19 protein-coding genes are annotated in these 19,834 nt (G+C 63.1%); 11 read left to right on the forward strand and 8 right to left on the reverse strand.

Annotated features, from left to right (window positions below; genetic code table 11):
• The first annotated feature begins 16 nt into the window (after window positions 1-16).
• Window positions 17-436: a DoxX family membrane protein gene (locus tag JJ896_00765; GenBank protein ID MBO6778159.1), complete on the forward strand. Its 420-nt coding sequence runs from the start codon at window positions 17-19 to the stop codon at window positions 434-436.
• On the opposite strand, the gene JJ896_00770 is transcribed toward JJ896_00765, so the two are convergent.
• Entirely contained in the window at window positions 437-2,143 is a 1,707-nt protein-coding gene (locus JJ896_00770) for a GMC family oxidoreductase (protein ID MBO6778160.1), read from the reverse strand. It lies immediately after the preceding gene.
• The gene (locus JJ896_00775; GenBank protein ID MBO6778161.1) at window positions 2,140-2,691 is read right to left on the reverse strand and encodes a gluconate 2-dehydrogenase subunit 3 family protein; all 552 of its coding nucleotides are present in this window, start codon (window positions 2,689-2,691) and stop codon (window positions 2,140-2,142) included. Before JJ896_00775 ends, JJ896_00770 begins: the two co-directional genes overlap by 4 nt.
• Window positions 2,692-3,508: 817 nt before the next feature.
• On the opposite strand from JJ896_00775, the gene JJ896_00780 reads away from it, so the two are divergent.
• Complete coding sequence (locus JJ896_00780) at window positions 3,509-4,435, forward strand: DUF4249 family protein (protein MBO6778162.1); 927 nt, start codon at window positions 3,509-3,511, stop codon at window positions 4,433-4,435.
• A 195-nt stretch (window positions 4,436-4,630) separates the two neighbouring features.
• Window positions 4,631-5,206, forward strand: coding sequence for a hypothetical protein (locus JJ896_00785; GenBank protein ID MBO6778163.1), 576 nt, complete (start codon window positions 4,631-4,633; stop codon window positions 5,204-5,206).
• A gap of 51 nt (window positions 5,207-5,257) precedes the next feature.
• Here the strand turns inward: JJ896_00785 and feoB are convergent, their stop codons facing one another.
• From feoB to JJ896_00800, 3 genes are read right to left on the reverse strand one after another with little or no spacing between them, the layout of a single operon-like run.
• A complete protein-coding gene (gene feoB, locus JJ896_00790; GenBank protein ID MBO6778164.1) occupies window positions 5,258-7,429 on the reverse strand; it encodes a ferrous iron transport protein B in 2,172 nt (723 codons plus the stop codon).
• On the reverse strand, window positions 7,426-7,653 hold the full coding sequence (locus tag JJ896_00795; GenBank protein MBO6778165.1) for a ferrous iron transport protein A: 228 nt from the start codon (window positions 7,651-7,653) through the stop codon (window positions 7,426-7,428). Before JJ896_00795 ends, feoB begins: the two co-directional genes overlap by 4 nt.
• A complete protein-coding gene (locus JJ896_00800; protein MBO6778166.1) occupies window positions 7,650-7,883 on the reverse strand; it encodes a ferrous iron transport protein A in 234 nt (77 codons plus the stop codon). The genes JJ896_00795 and JJ896_00800 overlap by 4 nt, the downstream gene beginning before the upstream one ends.
• Window positions 7,884-8,069: 186 nt before the next feature.
• On the opposite strand from JJ896_00800, the gene infA reads away from it, so the two are divergent.
• Window positions 8,070-8,291: a translation initiation factor IF-1 gene (gene infA / locus JJ896_00805; GenBank protein MBO6778167.1), complete on the forward strand. Its 222-nt coding sequence runs from the start codon at window positions 8,070-8,072 to the stop codon at window positions 8,289-8,291.
• 114 nt (window positions 8,292-8,405) lie between these two features.
• Here the strand turns inward: infA and JJ896_00810 are convergent, their stop codons facing one another.
• The 3 genes from JJ896_00810 to JJ896_00820 all read right to left on the reverse strand — a co-directional run bounded on the left by JJ896_00810 (window position 8,406) and on the right by JJ896_00820 (window position 12,611).
• Window positions 8,406-9,680 carry a hypothetical protein gene (locus JJ896_00810; GenBank protein MBO6778168.1) on the reverse strand — a complete coding sequence of 425 codons (1,275 nt, stop codon included), beginning with the start codon at window positions 9,678-9,680 and terminating at the stop codon, window positions 8,406-8,408.
• Window positions 9,681-9,856: 176 nt separating this feature from the next.
• Complete coding sequence (locus JJ896_00815) at window positions 9,857-10,492, reverse strand: response regulator transcription factor (protein MBO6778169.1); 636 nt, start codon at window positions 10,490-10,492, stop codon at window positions 9,857-9,859.
• Window positions 10,467-12,611, reverse strand: coding sequence for a PAS domain S-box protein (locus JJ896_00820; GenBank protein ID MBO6778170.1), 2,145 nt, complete (start codon window positions 12,609-12,611; stop codon window positions 10,467-10,469). Before JJ896_00820 ends, JJ896_00815 begins: the two co-directional genes overlap by 26 nt.
• Before the next feature lie 55 nt (window positions 12,612-12,666).
• On the opposite strand from JJ896_00820, the gene corA reads away from it, so the two are divergent.
• From corA to JJ896_00855, 7 genes are read left to right on the forward strand one after another with little or no spacing between them, the layout of a single operon-like run.
• On the forward strand, window positions 12,667-13,722 hold the full coding sequence (corA, locus tag JJ896_00825; GenBank protein ID MBO6778171.1) for a magnesium/cobalt transporter CorA: 1,056 nt from the start codon (window positions 12,667-12,669) through the stop codon (window positions 13,720-13,722).
• Between the two features lie 10 nt (window positions 13,723-13,732).
• The gene (locus JJ896_00830) at window positions 13,733-14,500 is read left to right on the forward strand and encodes a sulfite exporter TauE/SafE family protein (protein ID MBO6778172.1); all 768 of its coding nucleotides are present in this window, start codon (window positions 13,733-13,735) and stop codon (window positions 14,498-14,500) included.
• A 49-nt stretch (window positions 14,501-14,549) separates the two neighbouring features.
• Window positions 14,550-14,855: a hypothetical protein gene (locus JJ896_00835; protein ID MBO6778173.1), complete on the forward strand. Its 306-nt coding sequence runs from the start codon at window positions 14,550-14,552 to the stop codon at window positions 14,853-14,855.
• 12 nt (window positions 14,856-14,867) lie between these two features.
• Complete coding sequence (locus tag JJ896_00840; GenBank protein MBO6778174.1) at window positions 14,868-15,881, forward strand: deoxyhypusine synthase family protein; 1,014 nt, start codon at window positions 14,868-14,870, stop codon at window positions 15,879-15,881.
• Complete coding sequence (gene speA / locus JJ896_00845; GenBank protein ID MBO6778175.1) at window positions 15,878-17,875, forward strand: biosynthetic arginine decarboxylase; 1,998 nt, start codon at window positions 15,878-15,880, stop codon at window positions 17,873-17,875. Before JJ896_00840 ends, speA begins: the two co-directional genes overlap by 4 nt.
• Entirely contained in the window at window positions 17,872-18,759 is an 888-nt protein-coding gene (locus JJ896_00850) for a carbon-nitrogen hydrolase (GenBank protein ID MBO6778176.1), read from the forward strand. Before speA ends, JJ896_00850 begins: the two co-directional genes overlap by 4 nt.
• The gene (locus JJ896_00855; GenBank protein MBO6778177.1) at window positions 18,752-19,768 is read left to right on the forward strand and encodes an agmatine deiminase family protein; all 1,017 of its coding nucleotides are present in this window, start codon (window positions 18,752-18,754) and stop codon (window positions 19,766-19,768) included. The genes JJ896_00850 and JJ896_00855 overlap by 8 nt, the downstream gene beginning before the upstream one ends.
• Window positions 19,769-19,834 lie beyond the last annotated feature (66 nt).

A 19,834-nucleotide genomic window follows, 5' to 3' on the forward strand; every position in this document is an offset into this window, starting at 1 on the left:
ACCGACACCCGTCGCCATGAAACACTTGCCAGTGATCGGCCGGGTCCTGTTTTCAGTTCCATTCATCCTGATGGGGCTGAATCACCTGGTCAACGCATACCTGCTCACCAACGCGGTTCCTTCTTTCCTGCCCGCGGAGATGCTTGTGGTGAGAGCGACGGGAATATTGCTTCTGCTCGGTGGCCTCGCCATTCTGGCGGGCTATCGGGCTCACCTGGCAGCACTGATTCTGGGCATCTTCCTCATGATGACGGCCCTTCTGGTGCACCTTCCCGAGTACCTGGGCTCCGAAACGGCCGTCATGGGCATCAACCCGTTCCTGCACATGGTGAAGGATTTCGGGTTGGGAGGGGCTGCCTTCTTCCTCTACACGATCTGGGTCACCCAGCCGTCCAAGGCTGTGGTTGCCGGCACTGCTACCCCGGCTACGGCTTGATCAGATCCTGATGTCTCCCCGGCGCAGGGCCGTGACCGCGTGGTCCACGGCCCTCGCCGTGAGGGCCATGTAAGTGATCGATGGGTTCTGCACGGCGCTTGACGTCATGCAGGCACCGTCGGTGACGAACAGGTTCGGCACCTCGTGTGCCTGATTCCATCCGTTCAGCACGGACGTGCGCGGATCCCGACCCATGCGCGCGGTGCCCATTTCGTGTATGGCGAAGCCTTGTGGGTTGTCGTCGATGTAGTCCTCGGAAGAGACGTCGTCGAAGCCGCACGCGTTGAGCATTTCCTCAGCGGATGAGGCCATCTCGGAGCGCATCGCCCGTTCATTGGGTCCCCAGTCGGCATCCATGACCAGGACGGGCAGGCCCCATTGGTCCTCCTCACTGGAGAGGTAGACCCGGTTGGTGTGGTCCGGCAGACACTCGCCGTAGCCCCACAGCACCATGTGCCAGCGACCCGGAGTGCGCAGTCCGTGCTTGAATGCCTCTCCGACGCCGGCCTGCGACATGCCGCGGCCCCAATCGTCGCGGTACGAACTGCCCTGGTAGGCGTATCCTCGCACAAACTCGTCGGTTCGTGAAGCCGCATCCAGGTTTCGCCAGCGCGGGATGTAGATGCCGTTGGGCCGCACACCTTCATAGTAGGAGTCGGCGAAGTCGTCGGATGAGGCGTAGCCATGCACGCCCATGTGGTGATCCATCAGGTTGTGACCCAATTCTCCACTGCCGTTGGCGATGCCGTCCGGGAAACGGTTGGAGGTGGAGTTGAGCATGACCTGCGTCGACGCCAGAGCCGACGCGCAGAGAAAGACCACACCGCCATAAACCTCGCGCATCTGGCCGGTCTCCTTGTCCACGACGCGTACACCCGAGACACGGTCGCGCTCGGAGTCGTATATCAGACTGTGGACCAGGCTGTCGGCCTCCAGCGTCAGGTTGCCAGTGCGCATGGCGGCCGGAAGCGTGACACTGAGGCTCGAGAAGTAGGAGGCGCTGGAGCAGCCGCGCTCGCACGTTCCGCAGTAGTGACAGGCGGCCCGGCCGTTGAGAGGTTCGGTCAGCACCGCGCTGCGCCCGATGGTGAGCAGTCGCTCGGGAAACGCCTGGGAGATGCGCGCGCGGGCGTGCTTCTCCATGGCCGTCAGCTCCATCGGCTTCTGGAATACGCCGTCCGGCAGCTGCGGAAGGCCTTCTGCCTGGCCAGAGACTCCGACGAAGCGCTCCACGTAGTCGTACCAGGGGGCGATGTCGTTGTAGCGGATCGGCCAATCCACGCCGTGCCCATCCTTCAGATTGGCCTCGAAATCCAGGTCACTCCAGCGGTAGACCTGACGGGCCCAAAGCAGAGACCGGCCACCCACCTGATCGCCGCGGATCCATCGGTACGGGCGATCGGCGCGATAGGGGTTCTCCCTGTCATTGATGAAGAACTGTTTGGTGGCCTCCGAAAACAGGTACACGTCCTTGCCGACCGCGTATTCGGTCTCGGCCTCGATCTGGTTGACCCGGCCCCGAAGGGGAAGCTCCCAGGGACGCTTGTGCTCCGTGACGTAGTCGCGGATGTGTTCGATGCTGCGACCGCGCTCCAGAACCAGCGTCTTCAGGCCCTTCTCGCAAAGCTCCTTGGCGGCCCAGCCGCCTGTCATGCCGGAGCCGACCACGATGGCATCGTACTCATTGCGGGTGTGCACTGCCGTCATGCCCACGTCCTCCCTTCGAGAGGGATGTCGCCGCGATACTGTCCCATGGGCGTCGGTCGAAGCTCCTCCGACTCGGCGATCTGTGACGTGTAGTATCCCGCCACGACCAACTCCTTGACGCGTCTGTAGGCCTGAATGTCGCTGAAATCCGCCCCCATTTCCCGCGGCCCCGGATCCTGTTCGAAGGCCTGGGAGTCGAGAGTCACCAGGCTGGGCATGTCGATGAGACCCTGCTCATCTTCCAGGCGCCGCCGAAGCGGCGGCACTGCACTTCGAAATGCATTTAACTCTGGTGTCGGGTAGTATCCGACCAGCATGGCGTCTATGAACTCGTCGACGCCCGCGGCCAGGGCTCCCGCAGTGTCCGTTTGTGGAATGATGGCCTCCGCCAGCCGGCCCATAAATCGATATTCGTCCGTTGCCAGCGCGCGAGGCTGATAGCTCCCGCCACCGGCACGGCATCCCGCCAGCAGGCCTGCGGCCGTAGGGGCCGATATCGCTGCGCCAAGCAACAGCGAAATCCGGCGAAGTGCGTCTCTGCGATCCATTACGAAAGCTAGCGGCAGGTGCCGGCGGGGGCAAGGGCGCTGGCCGCAGGCGGGTGGGCGGGGGCGGTCCTCGGCGGCAGCGGCGGTTCTGGGCGGCGGTCCCCGGCGGCAGCGGCGGCGGTCCTCGCCGGCAGCGGCGGCGGTCCTCGCCGGCCGGCTCCAGCCTCGGCGACCGCGGCGGCGGCGGCGGTCACCGGCGGTCCTCGGCGGCCGCGGCGGCGGCGGCGGTCACCGGCGGTCCTCGGCGGCCGCGGCCCCAGCACCGGCAGCCGTCCTCGGCGGCTCCGGCCCCAGCACCAGCCTCGGCAACCGCGGCGGCAGCACCTGCCGTCTCCCACATGGAATACCACTGGCCGATTCCACCTAAGGCCCCATCGACACCCGAGCCGAGTCGAAAAGCACCACGCAATTCCATGTCGCGCCGGGCTGAGCTCCGCGCCGAGTGGAAGCGGGCCCGAGGATTCCACGTCCGGCCGGGTGCGGCAACCCACCAGGCCCACCCCGCATGCCGGCCGCTAGCGCCGACAACGCGCCCGGAAAGCGCCGCGAAAGCCCCTCACACGCCGGCCGCGCAAGACCGTCCCCAACCAGGCCCAGCCCGCATGCCCGCCGCTGGCGCCGACAACGCGCCCGCACAGAGCCGCGAGAGCCGCGAGAGCCGCGAGCGCCGCGAGAGCCCTCACCCGCCGGCCGCACAAGACCGCCCCCACCCCCAACCCGGAAAATCCAAAACCGCCGAGCGACCGGTCGCCTCGGGCCTCGTACCGTTCGGAAACCACGGTGGAGGCGGCTCAGCACCCGCGCCTAGATTCCGGCCATGGCACGTCTGGCGCTCTTGCTACTCGTTCTGCTGTCGACGACCGGCTGCTCGGACACCGCGTTCGATCCGTTCGACAACGACCAGAGGTACTTCACGATCTACGGGTTCCTCGACCAGCTTGAGGTGAACCACTCTGTCCGGGTGATCGCTGTCACACGGAATGCTGAGAACATCCTCACGCCCACGGAGGACAACCGCATCGACGCGCGAGTCTTCTCGACGGATCTGACCACGGGCGACGTTCGGGAATGGACGCATGACTTTCAGAGGCTGGAGGACGGCACCTACGGTCACGTTTTCCGATCGCGATTCATCGTGCAGCCAGGACGGCGTTACAGGCTTGAAGTGGTGCGACAGGACGAGAAGATGGCCTGGGCAGAAACCCAGGTTCCGACCATACCGGACGCAGCGCTGGTCCAGCGCAACGAGCCCGTTTTCAACGCGGACTCTACACAGGCAAACATGCGCCTCACCATTCCGCGCATCGCCTCGCCCTGGGACATCAACGCCATCTACCTGATGCACAACCAGAACAACGGCTCCAGACCTGGAGGGGGCGCGCTGCAGGCCTACATGCTGGTCCCCTACGGCCGTTCGGGATCACGCATGCCGGACGGCAGCTGGGAGGTGGTGTTCGACCTGACAAAGGACACGCGCGAAATCCGCCAGCGCGTAGCAGATTTTCGGGCCGCGGGCGCGTACGACAACACACCGGAGACGGCCACTGCGATGGGCATTCAGGTGCGCATCCTGGACCAGTGGTGGGATCCGCCCGAAGGCAACTTCGACCCGGAAGTCCTGGCCCAGCCGGGTACCATGAGCAACGTGGTCCAGGGATATGGACTGTGGGGGTCCATCGGCATCTATCGGCAGGAGTGGGCCGTTCCGCGCGAACTCGCCCGTGCCCTGGGATATGAGTGGTAGCGTGCGGTAAGCGGCTGCACGTTTAGGCATCTCCCTGATTGCCGGAGCCCGAGGAACGACCATATGTTGATCCATCCGCGCTGCCGCCCGCCACCGATCCGTTGCCGGTTGCCCCTCGAACCGCCACGCCGCGCTGGAACAAGACGGACCCCATCGGCGGGCCGAGCGCTCCCTCAACACCGAATCTCACAGAACATGTCGTCGCGACTACTACTTACCGCTTTCCTCCTCCTCGGCCTGACCGCCTGCCAGGGCGCTGATGACGCCGATACGTCGGCCGAGGCGCCGGCCACTGAAGAAGCCGCTCCGGCGGAAGCACCCACGCCACAGATTGCCCTCAACCTTTCCGGAGAGGGTCTGCAGGTCGTCGTCCTGCAGAACGCCAGCACGCGGGACATCAACTTCGGGGCCAGCAGCTCTCAGCTGTTGACCGTCGTGGAAACCAACTTCGGGCCGGCTGCGGAGGACATGATGAATGACGAGTGTGGTCTCCGGGTGATGCGTTGGGATTCGGGCCTGACACTCTATTTCTCCGATGACGCATTCGCGGGATGGTCCGCCCGGGACACGGACGGCTCCCTGACGACCATGGCCGGCATTGGCCCCGGCTCAACCCGAGCGGAACTGAGCGATGCACTCGCTGCCGAATTCCAGGACAGCAGCGTCGGCCCCATGTTCATGGCCGGAGGCCTGAATGGCACGCTGACCGGCGACACCGATGAGGATACCGTCGACGTCCTCTTCGCCGGTTCGACCTGCGTCGCCACCTGATGTCGTAGCGGTCAGCCCGCCCGCGCGCACAGGCCGCGGGCGGGCGACCGGTTACCCTAGTCCAAGGGCCAGGCCACCCTGATAGATGGCCAGCGAAAAGAGATAGGCCAGCCCGAACATGTAGACCCACATGACGACGGGCCAGAACCAGGAGTTCAGCTCCCTTCTGGCGATGGCCAATGTGCTCATGCACTGGAGCGCAAACACAAAAAAGACCATCAGACTGACGGCCACCAGCGGTGTAAAGACCGGCGTGCCGTCGGGATAGGTGTCCGCCTTGATGGCGTCTCGTAGGGCCAGGCTTTCTTCGTCCGCATCGGCCCCCGCACTGTAGATGGTCGCGAGCGCACTCACGATGACTTCCCGGGCCGCAAAGGAAGCCACGATGCCGGCCGAAATCTTCCAGTCGAAGCCCAGTGGAGCCATGACGGGCTCGAGCGCCCGGCCAAACCGGCCGATGTACGACTGACTGGTGCGCCAGGCGGAAGCTTCGTTCTGCAGAGTCTCCACCTGCTCGGCCGTGGTCGCCGCCGCCATCCTGGCCTCGAGATCTGCGGGCAAGTCAGATTTCGGGTATGCAGCCAGTATCCAGAGCAGGATGCTCAAGCCGAAAATGATGCGTCCGGCACGCACCACGAAGACTTTGGAGCGGTCTACCATGCGGCGCAACACCATCTTGATCTGAGGCAGACGGTATGGTGGCAGCTCCATGACAAAGCTGGAGCCCTCGCCCTTGAAGACGAACCTGCTCAGCACCCAGGCCGCTACGAATGCCATGCCGGTGCCCAGGAAGTAGAGCGACGTCATGGCCAGACTTTGATAGCCGATCACACCGAAATAGGTACCGGCAGGAATAAAGGCACCGATGAACAAGACGTACACCGGGAGCCTCGCCGAGCAGCCCTGAAGCGGCACCACCATGATCGTAATGATGCGATCGCGCTCCTCAGGTAGCGTCCGGGCTGCCATTATGCCGGGCACGGCGCACGCGTATGCGGAAAGCATGGGGACCACTGACGCGCCGCTGAGCCCGAACCGGCGCATCGCCCGATCCATGATAAACGCGCTTCTCGCCATATATCCCGTGTCTTCCATTAGCCCGAGGAAGAAGAACAGGATCAGGATCTGGGGGAGAAAGATGATGACGTTGCCCACACCTGTAAGCGCACCCTCCACCATCACGTCTTCGAGGATGCCGTCCGGCATGACCGCCCGAATCCCCGCGCCGGTTTCGTTGACTGCCCACTCGATGAAGTCCATGGCCGGCACGGCCCAGGTAAACACGGCCTGGAAAATCACGACAAGCAGCGCGGCAAACAGGACCGGCCCCCAAATGCGGTGGATCAGTACCGCATCCAGCTTGTCGGACAGGGACCGCTCACCCACCTTCTTCCTGGTAGTGATGACACGATGAGCCAGTGGAGAAACCCAACCGTAGCGCCCCATGGTCTCCGCCATCTGGTAGGGCACCGAGTAGGCATTCATCCGGTGCCGCGCATCCTGCACGGCTGCATGGAATTCCGGCGCTCGTTCCTGCCACGTTTCCAGCAGCACGTCGCTCACCAGGGCCGCGAACACCTCGAAGCGGCGGCGGCGGTCGGACAGCTCCGGCCGCTCGGCGGACAGCACCGCGCTCAGTTTCGCCACCTCCTCTTCAACATCCTCCCGGACAGGCCAGTCGATGGGCGGCGCGACGACGGCGCGCTCCAGGGCGGCCTCGCGTACGTCGGCGATGCCCCGCCCCAGTCGGGCAGCCAGGGGAATCACCGGAATACCGAGCGCTTCAGACAGCGCTGCGATGTCAATTTCGATGCCCGCTGCCTCGGCCGCATCGGTCATGTTGAGGGCCAGCACGCACGGCAAACCCAGGTCCAGCACCTGCGTCACCAGGTACAGATTGCGCTCCAGATTGGTCGCGTCCACAACGCAGACCACAGCATCCGGAGGAGCCTCCCCGGGCATCGCTCCGACCAGGACATCATGGGCGATGCGCTCGTCAATGGATCGGGGGTTCAGACTGTAGCAGCCTGGTAGATCAATGATCTCGACGGGCTGCCCCCCCTGTCCAGAATCCTTGAGGCGTCCCGACTTGCGCTCTACGGTGACCCCCGGATAGTTCGCGACCTTCTGGTTGGCGCCCGTGAGCGCGTTGAAGAGCACCGTCTTCCCGACGTTCGGGTTGCCGGCGAGCGCAATTTTGCGCACGGCAACTGCTTGCATCACGCTCGACTGACCAGGATGCATGCAGCCTCCGACTTGCGAAGAGACACGTGAAATCCTCTCACCTTCAGGTCCATTGGATCACCGAGCGGTGCCAGCCTGACCACCTCAACCTGTGTCCCCGGAAGCAGGCCCAACTCCAGCAGGCGCACAGAGGGCGACGCATCCGTGAATCCGTCGATGCGTCCGGTCTCTCCGGGTTTGAGTTGGTCCAGCTTCAGGCTCACCGACCAGAGACGGAGCAGCCCATCAGGCCCATGGCAACTTCACGTCTGAGCGCGATTCGACATTCACCAACGGCCAGAACGCACTTGTCGCCCGTACTCATGACGCGTGCACAGCAGCCTTCCCGCAGACCCAAGCTGCGAAGGCGGTCGGCAAGCTTGTCGCCCACTCCCAGCACGTGGATTTCCACGGAGTCACCCTCGGGGAATGACGTCAGGGGGGCTATGTCCATCGGGATCACGGGGGTTCTGCCGGGTTCGCAGGCGAACTTATTTAGAATGAGTCCAAATAACCAATCCGGTCACGGATAGTTCATCGTGACCAGCCCATCGCCCGGAACGGACCTTCCTGCCGGCACGCAGCGTATTATTGTGCTGTCTCCCCCGCGAGGCATTGTTCCACCACCGAATCCCACTGAATGGCCAAGCAAGAACCCATCAAGCAGGAAGGCGTCGTGACTGAGGCGCTCCCGAATGCTCAGTTCCGCGTTGAACTCAGCAATGGACACAGCATCCTCGGTTTGCTGTCCGGAAAGATGCGTAAGTACTTCATCCGCATCCTGCCCGGAGACCGCGTAGACGTAGAGATGTCGCCCTACGACATGACCAAGGGACGCATCGTATACCGCTACAAAAACTAGAAGCCCGACCGCTCCCCCCAATGAGCGGCCGGGCTTTTCCTCGCCTTGTAATCCACGGCGAGGAGTATTCCCGCTACGGCTGAAAAGATGTGCTCCGTGCGGGCGTTAGATCTGTCAGGAGCCAGAGGCCAGAACCAGAACCTTGGCTCCAAAATTGGCTTTGGCGCTGGTTGAGAGCGCTGCGGCCATCGTGGACTCGGCAGCCGAGTAGTAGGCCGCCTTGGCATTGACCAGCGCATCGACCGTCGTCGCAATCAGCAGGTCAGCCACCAGTTTGGCCTCCACCGAATTCGCCGAAGTGATGGCTGCGTCTATCAGCGTGGAAGACACTGACAACTCCGCTGCCACGGCAGCCTTGATGTCGGAGCGGAACTCATCCCAGGCCGCCTCAATCTGTGACTCGGATCCGGCTGAGCGAACCTGAGCCTCAAGGCTGGCAGCAGCCTGCGAGACCGTCGAGGTCTGTGACGAGCCCTCTGCCTGGAACTCTGCTTCGATGGCAGCACCAGAAGCTATCGCGCTCATCAATTCGGCCTTCTTGCGAAGATGGAAGCGCACCGTGGCGTCCATATTTGCGGTAAAGGACTGCATGGCGGTCTTGGAAGCGCCGCGAGCCTTGGCCTGGGCCGTGGCCGACGCGCCGGCGGTGGCATGAGCGCGGGCTACTGCACGCTCCAGGGCGACACGCGCGTTGACAGCAGCTGAAGCACTGACCTGGCCGCGCATGGAGCTCTGGTAGTCACGATAGGTGCGCTCGTCCTCCTCTTTTGCCCGGTCGAAGTCTTCGTCGTCGAATCCTTCATTCTCCTCCGCGTACTCCTCCTCGGCCTCGGCCGAATTGGCAATGGCCACGGCCACTCGGGCGGCGGTTTCGGAGCCGGAACGGATGCGAGCTGCGATCTCGGCGTCAACAAAGGCTGCAACGTCGGCTGCGGTTACCTCCTCTTCATTCTGTCGCTGCGCCTCCACGTAGACTTCCGCTTCCGCGTAGGTCTCAGAGGTCATGGCAGGAGTCTCGGTAGATGTCGAGCCCGTTGCATCGACCAGGATGCTGGACTCAAAGTCGCCCTTGGTGGCCGTAACCACCATCAGGTCTGAATCTGCCGAGGTCTCGAGGACAAAGCGGCCGGAAGCATCCGTGGTGGCATCACCTTCGGCCTGCGACAGGCGGCCCTGTGCATTGAGTTCGGCTGCGGTCACGACCGCGCCTTCAATTGTGCCAGCAGACTTGCCTGCTGCGGCGTCGTCTGTGACGAATCCACTTACAGTACGGTCACCATTGGTATTGCCCGGTCCCGAAACATTGGAATCCGAGTCACAACCGGTGAACAGGAGACCAGCCGCAACAAGGGCCGGTCCGACTAGTGAACGATGGGTTTTGATACGCATTATGGGGAAAAGAATGTTTGACTGACTACACCGGAATGATCCGGAGAAGGCATCGCCTGAGGGGCGCGATCAGCCTCGTTGCAACAGTACGCAGTGATCCCACGGACCGGATATAGGATGCGCGGACTAAGAGGGGTAGGAGTGCTCCGAATGGAGCGTAGGAAGTCTCCTACGTATCAGACGATAATGTCGTTTTCGAGCGCGTAACGCACGATTTCTGCGTTCGAAGACAGGTTCAGCTTTGCCAGAACCCGGGACCGGTAGGTGCTGATGGTCTTGACGCTGAGCGACAATTTGTCCGCAATCCCGGACGGCGTATTTCCTCGGGCCAACTCCTGGAAGACCTGGAATTCCCGGTCGGACAGGCTTTCGTGCGGAGCCTCCGGGGCAGGAGACTCCATGTGCTCCAGCAGGGCCTCGGCCAGTGCCGCCGAAACGTAGCGGCGTCCTCGGATGATGTGCCGGATAGCCTCGACCAGCTTGTCCGGCGCCGAGTTCTTGGCGAGGAAGCCGGCCGCGCCTGCCTTCAGGATGCGTACCCCGTACTGCTCTTCGTCGTGCATGGTGAGCACGAGGATCGGCAGCTTGGGATGTTCTGCACGAAGTTGACTCAGCACGGCCAGACCTCCGGGACCCGGCATGTTCAGGTCAAGAATGAAGATGTCGGCTTCGTGCTCCCGGGCAAGGTCGATGGCGCCATTGCCTGTATCGGCCTCGCCGACAAGGACCATGTCCGGCTCTTCAGAAAAGATCTGAATGACCCCTCTTCGGACGATGGCGTGATCGTCAGCTATGAGTACGCGGATGGGCATCGTTGAGGGGTAATGTAGCTACGGCGACCGTTCCGCGTGGCTCGTTCTCGCGGAGTTCAAAGGTACCCCCCCAGGGTTGGAGACGCTCCCGGATTCCGAGCAATCCGAGAGAGACCCGCTCCGTCTCCGAGTCCGATCCAAGGTCCAGTCCCTTTCCGTCATCGGCGACCCTGAGGAGCAGTTTTTCGTCGGTTTTGCTCAGGGACACCCACATTTTGGACGCCTTGGCGTGCCGGGCCACGTTGGTCATCATTTCCTGGCAAACCCGGAAGAGCGCAGTGGACCGCTCCGGGTCGCTCTGCAGGGCATGCTCGATGTCCAGTTCCACCTCGATGCCGGAACGGTTGCCCAGGGCCTTGGCCTGCCACTCCACCGCCGCCGCAATACCCAGATCGTCCAGAATTCCCGGGCGGAGTTCCGCCGAGATTCTCCTGACGTCATCGATGATGGCATCGATAGCACCATTGGCCTCGACAATGTGACTCTCGTACTCAGGCCCCACCTGTCGACCCAGCCGTGAGATGTCGAAACGAAGCCCTGTGAGCGCCTGTCCGAGTACATCGTGCACCTCTCGGGAGATGCGGGCCCGCTCCTTTTCAATTGCGGACTGTCGATAGGATCCGAGCTTTCTGATCAGCGCCTCCTGCGCCTTGCGCTTGGAGATGTCGCGAACGTGCAGGAGCAGCGCGGACTGCTCGCCATAGACGGTGCGGCCCACACTGAATTCGATCGGCACCGACTTGCCATCCTTTCGCATGCTGAAGCCTTCGCCCCGGGTCAGCGAGCCCTCCACCAATTGGCGGAAGCTGATCCCGACCTCCCGCCTGAAACGGGGCGGTACAAGCTCCTCCACCGAACGCCCCACCAGCCACTCTCGCTCAGCGCCGTGCAACTCGCAGGCCGCCGGGTTGGCATCCAACACGATTCCCTCTTCCGACTCCACGAAGATGGCGTCCGGCGATGCTTCGAAGAGGCTACGAAACCGGATTTCGCTGAGCCGCACCTGCTCGAGTGCTTTCATGCGATCCGTGATGTCGCGCTGCACGCTCAAGACCAGCTCGGAATCGAAGGGCACGATGCGTGCCTCCCGGAAACGCGTGGAGCCGTTGACATCAATCGAATAGTCGAAAACCGTGGCCACACCCGTCTTGAGCACCTGCTGAACCGCCTGGTGGGCGCGCTCCGCGAGTGGCATCGGCAACGCCTCGCGCACGCTCTGCCCAATCAGTTCGGCAGCCGACTGAGCCGATGGGTATCCGCTCGGAATGTGCACGTCCCGATACGTTCCCTCACGATCAACCAGCACGTACGCATCGGGAATGGCATCCAGAAGCGCCGCCAGGCGGCCCCGGCTCGCGCGCAGGGAATCCTCGGACTGCTGCCGCTCGGTGGTGTCCCGCGAGACCACCACAATGCTCTGCACCGCCATGTCGTGCAGCAGGTTTACCGCTTTCGACTCAACTACCCGCCAGCCACCGTCCTTGTGTTTGAACCGATACTGCGTGCTGGCGCGCATCGATGGAATTTCCCGCCCTTCCGCAATCAGCTGCAGGATGCGGGGAACGTCTGCCGGATGCACGAACTCGATGGCATTCCGGCCCAGCATCTCCTTCGGCTCCCAACCAAATACGTCCGTGACCGATGGGCTCTGATGCAGAATCACGCCAAAGCCGTCCAGCAGCGTTACCACGTCCAGGAGATTCTCCACCATGGCGCGGTATCGAAGGTCCTCCTTTCGGATGCGGTTCATGGCGCGTCGTCGCGCCCGGGCGCGCTCTGCGCATTGAGGAACACGGACCGGCAGATCCTCAGTCAGAAACAGACACGCATCCGCTCCCTGGCCCAGCCACCGGCACTCTTCCTCCAGGTCATACTCAGGCATGGCCACCACCACGGGAAAGCTCGGCCTCGAGGCCAGCACCGCGTCGGCGTGACGGTGATCCACGACTGCGGGTGCCTGGGTCCCCTGTTCGGGGGGAGCGTCCAGCAACCGTACGCCGGGCACGGTCAGCAGGAGCTGGCGCCAGTCCTCCCGGACGTAAACGAGTATCTGTTCGTGGCTGAGAATGGTGCGTTTCCTGCCAGTGGTGGACTGTAATAAATACGGTCTCTTCCTCATTCGATCCACGGTGAGTCTCCCGCGCCGGTATCTTCATCCAGCAATCACCACGGCCATGGGCTTCTATCTCCGGAAACGCTCTTCCCAAACGGGCCTGGCACCCGGCACCATCGTATATGGAGGCGTGCCCAGGACGGAGGCGCCAACGCTCCAGCTGATTACCTACGACCTCGAGAATCTCGAGGAGCGCCGCATCGAGGACCTGGATGACATCCACCACACCCCGGGAAAGGTGATGTGGTTGAACGTGAACGGCGTGCATGACGAGGCGCTGTTGACCCGGATCGGCCAGCGATTTGGCCTTCACGCGCTGGGACTGGAGGATATCGCATCGACCTTGCAGCGGGCCAAAGTGGACGAGTACACCGACCACCTGTTCATCACCCTGCGCATGCTGGGAGACGGCGAGTCCAGGGTGGCCTTTTCCGAGCAGGTGACACTGGCCGTCGGCAGCAACTTCGTCGTGTCGTTCCAGGAAATGGAGGGCGATGTGTTCGAAGCCGTGCGTCGGCGATTGCGAGAGAGCATCGGGCGCATCCGCGGGGCAGGACCTGACTACCTGGCCTATGCCCTGATGGACGTCATTGTGGATGACTACTTCCGCGCCCTGGAGGGAATCTCCGATGACCTGGAGGCCCTGGAAGACTCGGTGCAGGAGCGCCCCCCGGAGGACACGCTTCCGCGGCTGCGGCGACTGCGGTCAAAGCTCATCATGATGCGCCGCGTGGCCTGGCCGCTTCGCGAGGCGGCATCCCGCATGCTGTCCGGAGATCTGGCGCTTATGCAGCGTGAGACCCAGCCGTACATTCGCGACCTGTACGATCACATCGTGCAGATCATCGATGTGATCGAGTCCCTGCGCGAGGTCGGCGGCTCCATCCACGATCTGTACATGGCGGCGATCTCGAACAAAATGAATGAGATCATGAAGGTGCTGACCATCATAGGCACCATCTTCATTCCGCTGACATTCATTGCCGGTATCTACGGCATGAACTTCGTCAACATGCCCGAGCTGCAGTGGCCCTACGGCTACCCTGTCGCGATGGGCGTAATGGCGGCCATGGCGGTACTGCTGGTGCTGTTCTTCCGGCGTAAGGGCTGGCTCTAGCGGGACACACATGAACGTCGATCTGTCGCTGCTGGATTGGGTGCTCTTTGCCGTGGCCGGAGTGGGTACGGGCGTCATCAACACCCTGGCAGGGAGTGGGTCGCTGATCACGCTTCCCATCTTCATCTTTGTGTGTGGACTCCCCGCCCCGGTCGCGAACGGCACGAACCGCATCGGCGTGATGGTGCAAAGCATGGTGGGCATGAGTGAGATGTCCCGCCGAGGCATCACGGAGTTCGCGGGGTCATGGTGGGTGGTGCTGCCGGCAGTGATCGGGGCAGCCGTTGGATCACGCATTGCAGTCGGCATCGACGAGCAGACCATGAACTACACCATTGGCGGGTTGATGGTCTTCATGCTCATTGTCCTGCTGGTCAACCCGAAACGGTGGTTGATCCCGCACGGAGAAGTCCTCTCCGGCCGCGCCCGATGGTTGGCCGCACCCGTGTTCTTTGCCATCGGAGTCTACGGCGGCTTCATCCAGGCGGGCGTCGGCGTTTTTCTCCTGGCGGGCCTCGTCCTGATTGGGCGCTTTACGCTTTCCGCCGCCAACGGAATCAAGCTGCTGGTAGTCGCCGCCTATGGGCTTCCAACCCTGCTCATTTTCTTCCTGCAGGATCAGGTGCACTGGGGCTACGGGCTGGCCATGGCCGTCTTTCAGAGCATCGGCGCGTGGCTGGCCGTGCGGTTCGTTGCTCAGGTCCCCGACGCCGACCGCTGGATCCATCGTCTGCTCATTCTGACCGTGGCCGGATCGGCCGTGCTCTTCTTCGTCTAAATCACGCCATACGGGTTCCCGCGCTCGGGATCACGCAGTAGATTTGTAGTTGAAGCTCACCCTAGCAGCCATGGATATGCCTGTCCTTGACCCTGCCCTGACTACGTTGCCCTCCCTTCCGCCGGTGCTGATGATGTCCATCGATGATGACGAAGACTGGATGGAGGATCCCGAAAATTGGGACAAGCCATGGGACGATGAGGAGGACGACGAAGAAGAAGACGATGATGAGTGGGAAGACGATGACGACGACTGGGATGATGACGACGAGGAAGCCGACGAGGACGATTCGGAAGATGACGACTGGTCCGGCGATGAAGACACGGAAGAGTGGTCGGATGATGAAGACGACTGAGGTTTCCGCACGATGAGCGTGCGGCGGTTTATGGAGCACCACTATCGCCACTTCAACGCGGCGGCGATGGTGGATGCGGCCCAGGCCTATGTGCACCACCTGGAGGCAGGTGGCCGCATGATGGTCACGCTTGCTGGCGCCATGAGCACGGCCGAGTTGGGACTCTCCCTGGCCGACATGATCCGTAGCGGCAAGGTGCACGCCATCAGCTGCACCGGGGCCAACCTGGAAGAGGACCTGTTCAACCTGGTCGCACATGACCACTATGTGCGCGTCCCCCACTATCGCGATCTCACAAAAGCAGACGAACAGGCCCTTCTGGAGCGCCATCTGAATCGGGTCACCGACACCTGCATTCCCGAAGAGGAGGCCATTCGCCGCATCGAGCACGCTGTGCTGGATCTGTGGCAGAAGGCAGACCGCACCGGGGCACGGCGCTTTCCACACGAATTCCTGTTCGAGCTTCTGCTCAGCGGCGCACTCGAGCACGCCTACCAGATTGACCCGGCCGACAGCTGGCTCATGGCTGCGGCCGAAAAGAACCTGCCTATGGTCGTCCCGGGCTGGGAGGACTCGACGCTCGGCAACATCTTCGCTGCCCACTGCATCAAGGGCGACATCGCGGATCCCCGCACGATGAAGTCGGGCATCGAATACATGATGAGTCTGGCGACCTGGTACCGGGATCAGGAGCAGCCCATCGGCTTCTTCCAGATCGGAGGCGGCATTGCGGGGGATTTTCCGATTTGTGTGGTCCCCATGCTGGAGCAGGACCTCCAGGAAGACACGGCCCTTTGGGCGTACTTCTGCCAGATCTCGGACTCTACCACGTCCTACGGAAGCTACTCCGGGGCCGTGCCCAATGAGAAAATCACCTGGGGCAAGCTCGCGGTCGACACGCCGTCTTTCATCGTGGAGTCGGACGCGACCATTGTGGCTCCCATGATCTTCGCCTACATCCTCGAGTCTGACCCGGCCCTGAACTGGCAGGCCGACGGCCGGGTCGCGGCCGCATCGCGCGCATGAGCCCGCGGACTCCGGATACGCTCCCCGACTGGAGCGTGAAGGACGCGGCCGAGCTCTACCATCTACCCGGGTGGAGTGATGGCTATTTCGATGTGGCCGACGACGGCCGCATGGTGGCCGATGTGCATCGCGACGGCACTCAGCGCATCGCCATTCAGGATGTCGTGGAGCGCCTGCTGGAGGATGGCCTGCGCACTCCGGTGGTCATTCGGTTCCAGGACATCATCAAGAGCCGCGTCGAACAGGTGAACGCCGCCTTCAACGCCGCGCGCGAGGAGTTCGGCTACCAGCCGGCCTACCGGGGCGTGTACCCCATCAAGGTCAACCAGCTCCACGAGGTGGTGGACGAGATCCTTGAGGCAGGCAGGCCGCACGGCATGGGCCTCGAGTGCGGGTCCAAGGCCGAGTTGGTGGCCGCCATGCCCTACCTGGATGACGAGACATTCCTCATCTGCAACGGCTACAAGGACGAGGCAATGTTCGACCTCATCCTGACCGGTCAGCAGCTGGGTCGCACCGTCATCCCGGTGATCGAGAAGTTCGACGAATTCGAGCGGCTGCTGGAGGGTGCGGCCAGGCGCGGAATCCGACCGGAATTTGGCGTCCGTATTCGCCTCACCGCCGCCGGCTCCGGCAAATGGGCCGAGTCAGGCGGCGACCTCTCCAAGTTCGGTGTTTCGATTCCGGAGCTGCTGCGCATCCTAGATCGGCTGCGGCGCGATGGGCTCGAAGCCGGGTTCTCCCTCCTGCACTTCCATCTGGGTAGCCAGATTTCGCGCATCCAGTCGCTGCGGGCCGGAATCAAGGAGATCACCCGCATCTACACGCTGCTCGCGGCCCGCGGTCTGTCCATCCGTTTTCTGGATGTCGGGGGCGGACTCGGCGTGAACTATGAGGCCGAAAGCGGCGCCTCGAAAGAGGGCATGAACTACTCCCTTCAGGAGTATGCCAACGCGGTCGTCTCCATCGTGCAGGAGATTTGCCGCGCTGAGGACGTAGCGCCGCCGGTTCTGATCAGCGAGAGTGGTCGGGCCCTTGCGGCACACCACTCGGTGCTTGTGGTCGATGTGCTCTCCGCCTATCGCAAGGACGTCGCTCGAGAGGACGTATCCCCGGGCGATGCGGCCCACCCCGCCGTGAAGGCACTTGCCGAGACGCTGGCCTGGGTGCAGGACAACATGCTGAAACCCGGCGAACTGCTGGAGGCCTTCCACGACGCCGCGGCCAAGCGGCAGGAAACCGAAACCCTGTTCGGCTTTGGATACCTGCCCCTGGAGCAAAAGGGACTGGCCGAGGAACTCTACTGGACGGTGTGCGCGGAGATCATCCGGTGCGTTCATGCGGCGGGCGCCGAATGGGTGCCGGCGGAGCTGGAGGCATTGGATCAACGCCTGGTCGACCAGTATCTCTGCGACTTTTCCGTATTCCAGTCCATCCTGGATCACTGGGCCTTCGGGCAGCGCTTCCCGATCATGCCGCTGACCCGGCTGGATGAAGCACCCACTCGGCGTGGGGTGCTGGTGGACCTGACCTGTGATTCGGACGGCAAGGTGTCGCGCTACGTGACCTCACACGACGACAAACGCTTCCTGCATCTGCATCCGCTCAAGGAGGACGAACCGTATCGTCTGGGCTTCTTCCTGATGGGCGCGTACCAGGACATCATGGGCGACATGCACAATCTGTTCGGCAGGGTGGCGGAGGTGCACGTGTACGCGGACTCCGACGAGCCGCAAGGCTTCTACATAGAGAAGGCCATCCCGGGCACCACGGTGCAGCAGATGCTGGCCCTGGTTCAGTACTTCCCGGAGGACCTTCGGAAGCGCCTGGAGAAGATGATGATGCGGGAGGTGCGACGAGGCCGGCTCCGCCGGGTGGAAGCGGTGCGGCTCCTGGCTCAGTACGAGGCGATGTTCGCAGACAGCACCTATCTGGATCCGGCAGCGGCCGGGGCACGCCGGGAGCTCGACCCTGTAGCGGAGGCTGCGCAATGAGCATAGTCCGCATCGGCCTTGTACAGCTCCAGATGAGCGACGACGTAGAGGCCAATCTGGATCAGGCGGAGGCGCTGACGCGTCAGGCTGCAGAGGCCGGCGCGCAGGTAGTTTGCCTGCCGGAGCTGTTTGCGAGCCGCTACTTCTGTCAGACCGAGGACCCCGAATACTTCAAGCTTGCGGAGCCGGTGCCGGGCCCGACTACGGATCGGTTTGAGCGCATCGCGGCGGAATTCGATGTCACGATGGTACTGAGTCTGTTTGAGGCGCGGGCGCCTGGACTCTACCACAATACCGCTGCGGTCGTGGACGGCAGGGCGGGCTATCTCGGCAAGTATCGCAAGATGCATATCCCCGACGACCCCCGGTACTACGAGAAGTACTACTTCACTCCCGGGGACCTCGGCTATCGCGTGTTCGATACCCGACACGGTCGCATCGGCGTGCTCATCTGCTGGGACCAGTGGTATCCGGAGGCCGCCCGTCTCACGGCGCTGCAGGGCGCGGATATCCTGTTCTACCCGACCGCAATCGGCTGGCATCCTGACGAACGGGATTCTCACGGCGCGCAGCAACACGGCGCCTGGGAGGTGATTCAGCGCTCGCATGCCGTGGCCAACGGCTGTTTCGTGGCCGCTGTGAACCGCACTGGCTTCGAGCCGGACCCGACCGCCCCTGCGGAGGGCATCCAGTTCTGGGGCCAGTCGTTTCTGGCGGGTCCGGACGGATCCATTGTGGAGAAGCTGCCCGTCGACGAGCCGTCGGTTCGTGTGGTCGAGATTGACCGAGGGCGAATTGCCGAGCAGCGACACGGCTGGCCCTTTCTGCGGGATCGCCGCATCGACAGTTATTCGCCACTGAATCGTCGCTTCCTGGATGACTGAGTCCCGTTTCCGCATGCCGGCGGAATGGGAGCCGCAGCAGGCGGTGTGGGTGTCCTGGCCCCACAACCGTGAAACCTGGCCCGGCGCGTTCGCCTGGGTCGAGCCGGCTTTCGCGGCAATCGTAGACGCCCTGAGCTCCGGGCAGACCGTGCATGTCAACGTGCTCGGCGGTGACCATGAGCGTCACGTGCGCGGGTTGTTGCGGCCGTCGGAGAACGTGGTCTTTCACCACATTCCGACCAACGACGCCTGGTGCCGCGACCACGGCGCCACCCTGGTGTATGGGACCGACGGGCTGGTGGCCATCGACTTCGACTACAACGCGTGGGGCGGCAAATATCCGCCGTTTGACCTGGACGCTGCCGTGGCCGGGCGGATGGCTGAGGCGCTTGGGGTGCCCGTGCACAAGGCCGGCCTCACCCTCGAAGGGGGCGCCATCGACGTGAACGGCTCGGGCGTTCTGTTGACCACGGAATCCTGCGTATTGAACCGCAACCGCAACCCGGGCCTTACCCGGGCCGAGGCCGAAGCCAGGCTGAATGCGCTGCTTGGCACTGAGACCGTGCTCTGGGTGGAAGGCCACATCGAGGGCGACGACACCGACGGGCACATCGACAACCTGGCCCGTTTCGTCTCTCCGAGGGACATCGTCATGAGCGTTCCCGGGACGAATCCCGACCCTGCACACGCGCATTTGGAACAGGCTTTTGTCTCGCTCCGGGAGCAGGCCGCCGAACATGGGCTACGTGTCCATCGGCTGCCACTTCCTGCCCCGACCTGGCACACTACGGAGAACGGCGAGCGCTATCGGCTTCCGGCCTCCTATGCCAATTTCCTGATCAGCAATGAGAGCGTGCTGATCCCCGCGTATGGAGGATCGTCGGACGCGCAGGCGGCCCAGATTCTGGCGCCATTTTTCCCGGACCGGGAGGTTGTACTTCTGGACTGCCGGCCGCTGGTCTGGGGCCTCGGCGCCATTCACTGTCTGACGCAGCAGGTGCCCGCGTAGGACCCTCTCCGGCCGGCGTGCCGTTTATCGAGCCCAACCAGGCTGGCGAGACGTGCGGCTTCGCGG

This window comes from Rhodothermales bacterium (genome assembly GCA_017643395.1).
GTDB lineage: Bacteria > Bacteroidota > Rhodothermia > Rhodothermales > UBA10348 > JABDJZ01.

Excerpts from the sequence above, each read along its gene's own strand:
- JJ896_00765 (MBO6778159.1), top strand. The coding sequence starts at position 17 with ATGAAACACTTGCCAGTGATCGGCCGGGTCCTGTTTTCAGTTCCATTC.
- JJ896_00770 (MBO6778160.1), bottom strand. The coding sequence starts at position 2,143 with ATGACGGCAGTGCACACCCGCAATGAGTACGATGCCATCGTGGTCGGC.
- JJ896_00775 (MBO6778161.1), bottom strand. The coding sequence starts at position 2,691 with ATGGATCGCAGAGACGCACTTCGCCGGATTTCGCTGTTGCTTGGCGCA.
- JJ896_00780 (MBO6778162.1), top strand. The coding sequence starts at position 3,509 with ATGGCACGTCTGGCGCTCTTGCTACTCGTTCTGCTGTCGACGACCGGC.
- JJ896_00785 (MBO6778163.1), top strand. The coding sequence starts at position 4,631 with ATGTCGTCGCGACTACTACTTACCGCTTTCCTCCTCCTCGGCCTGACC.
- JJ896_00800 (MBO6778166.1), bottom strand. The coding sequence starts at position 7,883 with ATGGACATAGCCCCCCTGACGTCATTCCCCGAGGGTGACTCCGTGGAA.
- infA (MBO6778167.1), top strand. The coding sequence starts at position 8,070 with ATGGCCAAGCAAGAACCCATCAAGCAGGAAGGCGTCGTGACTGAGGCG.
- JJ896_00810 (MBO6778168.1), bottom strand. The coding sequence starts at position 9,680 with ATGCGTATCAAAACCCATCGTTCACTAGTCGGACCGGCCCTTGTTGCG.
- JJ896_00815 (MBO6778169.1), bottom strand. The coding sequence starts at position 10,492 with ATGCCCATCCGCGTACTCATAGCTGACGATCACGCCATCGTCCGAAGA.
- JJ896_00820 (MBO6778170.1), bottom strand. The coding sequence starts at position 12,611 with ATGAGGAAGAGACCGTATTTATTACAGTCCACCACTGGCAGGAAACGC.
- corA (MBO6778171.1), top strand. The coding sequence starts at position 12,667 with ATGGGCTTCTATCTCCGGAAACGCTCTTCCCAAACGGGCCTGGCACCC.
- JJ896_00830 (MBO6778172.1), top strand. The coding sequence starts at position 13,733 with ATGAACGTCGATCTGTCGCTGCTGGATTGGGTGCTCTTTGCCGTGGCC.
- JJ896_00840 (MBO6778174.1), top strand. The coding sequence starts at position 14,868 with ATGAGCGTGCGGCGGTTTATGGAGCACCACTATCGCCACTTCAACGCG.
- speA (MBO6778175.1), top strand. The coding sequence starts at position 15,878 with ATGAGCCCGCGGACTCCGGATACGCTCCCCGACTGGAGCGTGAAGGAC.
- JJ896_00850 (MBO6778176.1), top strand. The coding sequence starts at position 17,872 with ATGAGCATAGTCCGCATCGGCCTTGTACAGCTCCAGATGAGCGACGAC.
- JJ896_00855 (MBO6778177.1), top strand. The coding sequence starts at position 18,752 with ATGACTGAGTCCCGTTTCCGCATGCCGGCGGAATGGGAGCCGCAGCAG.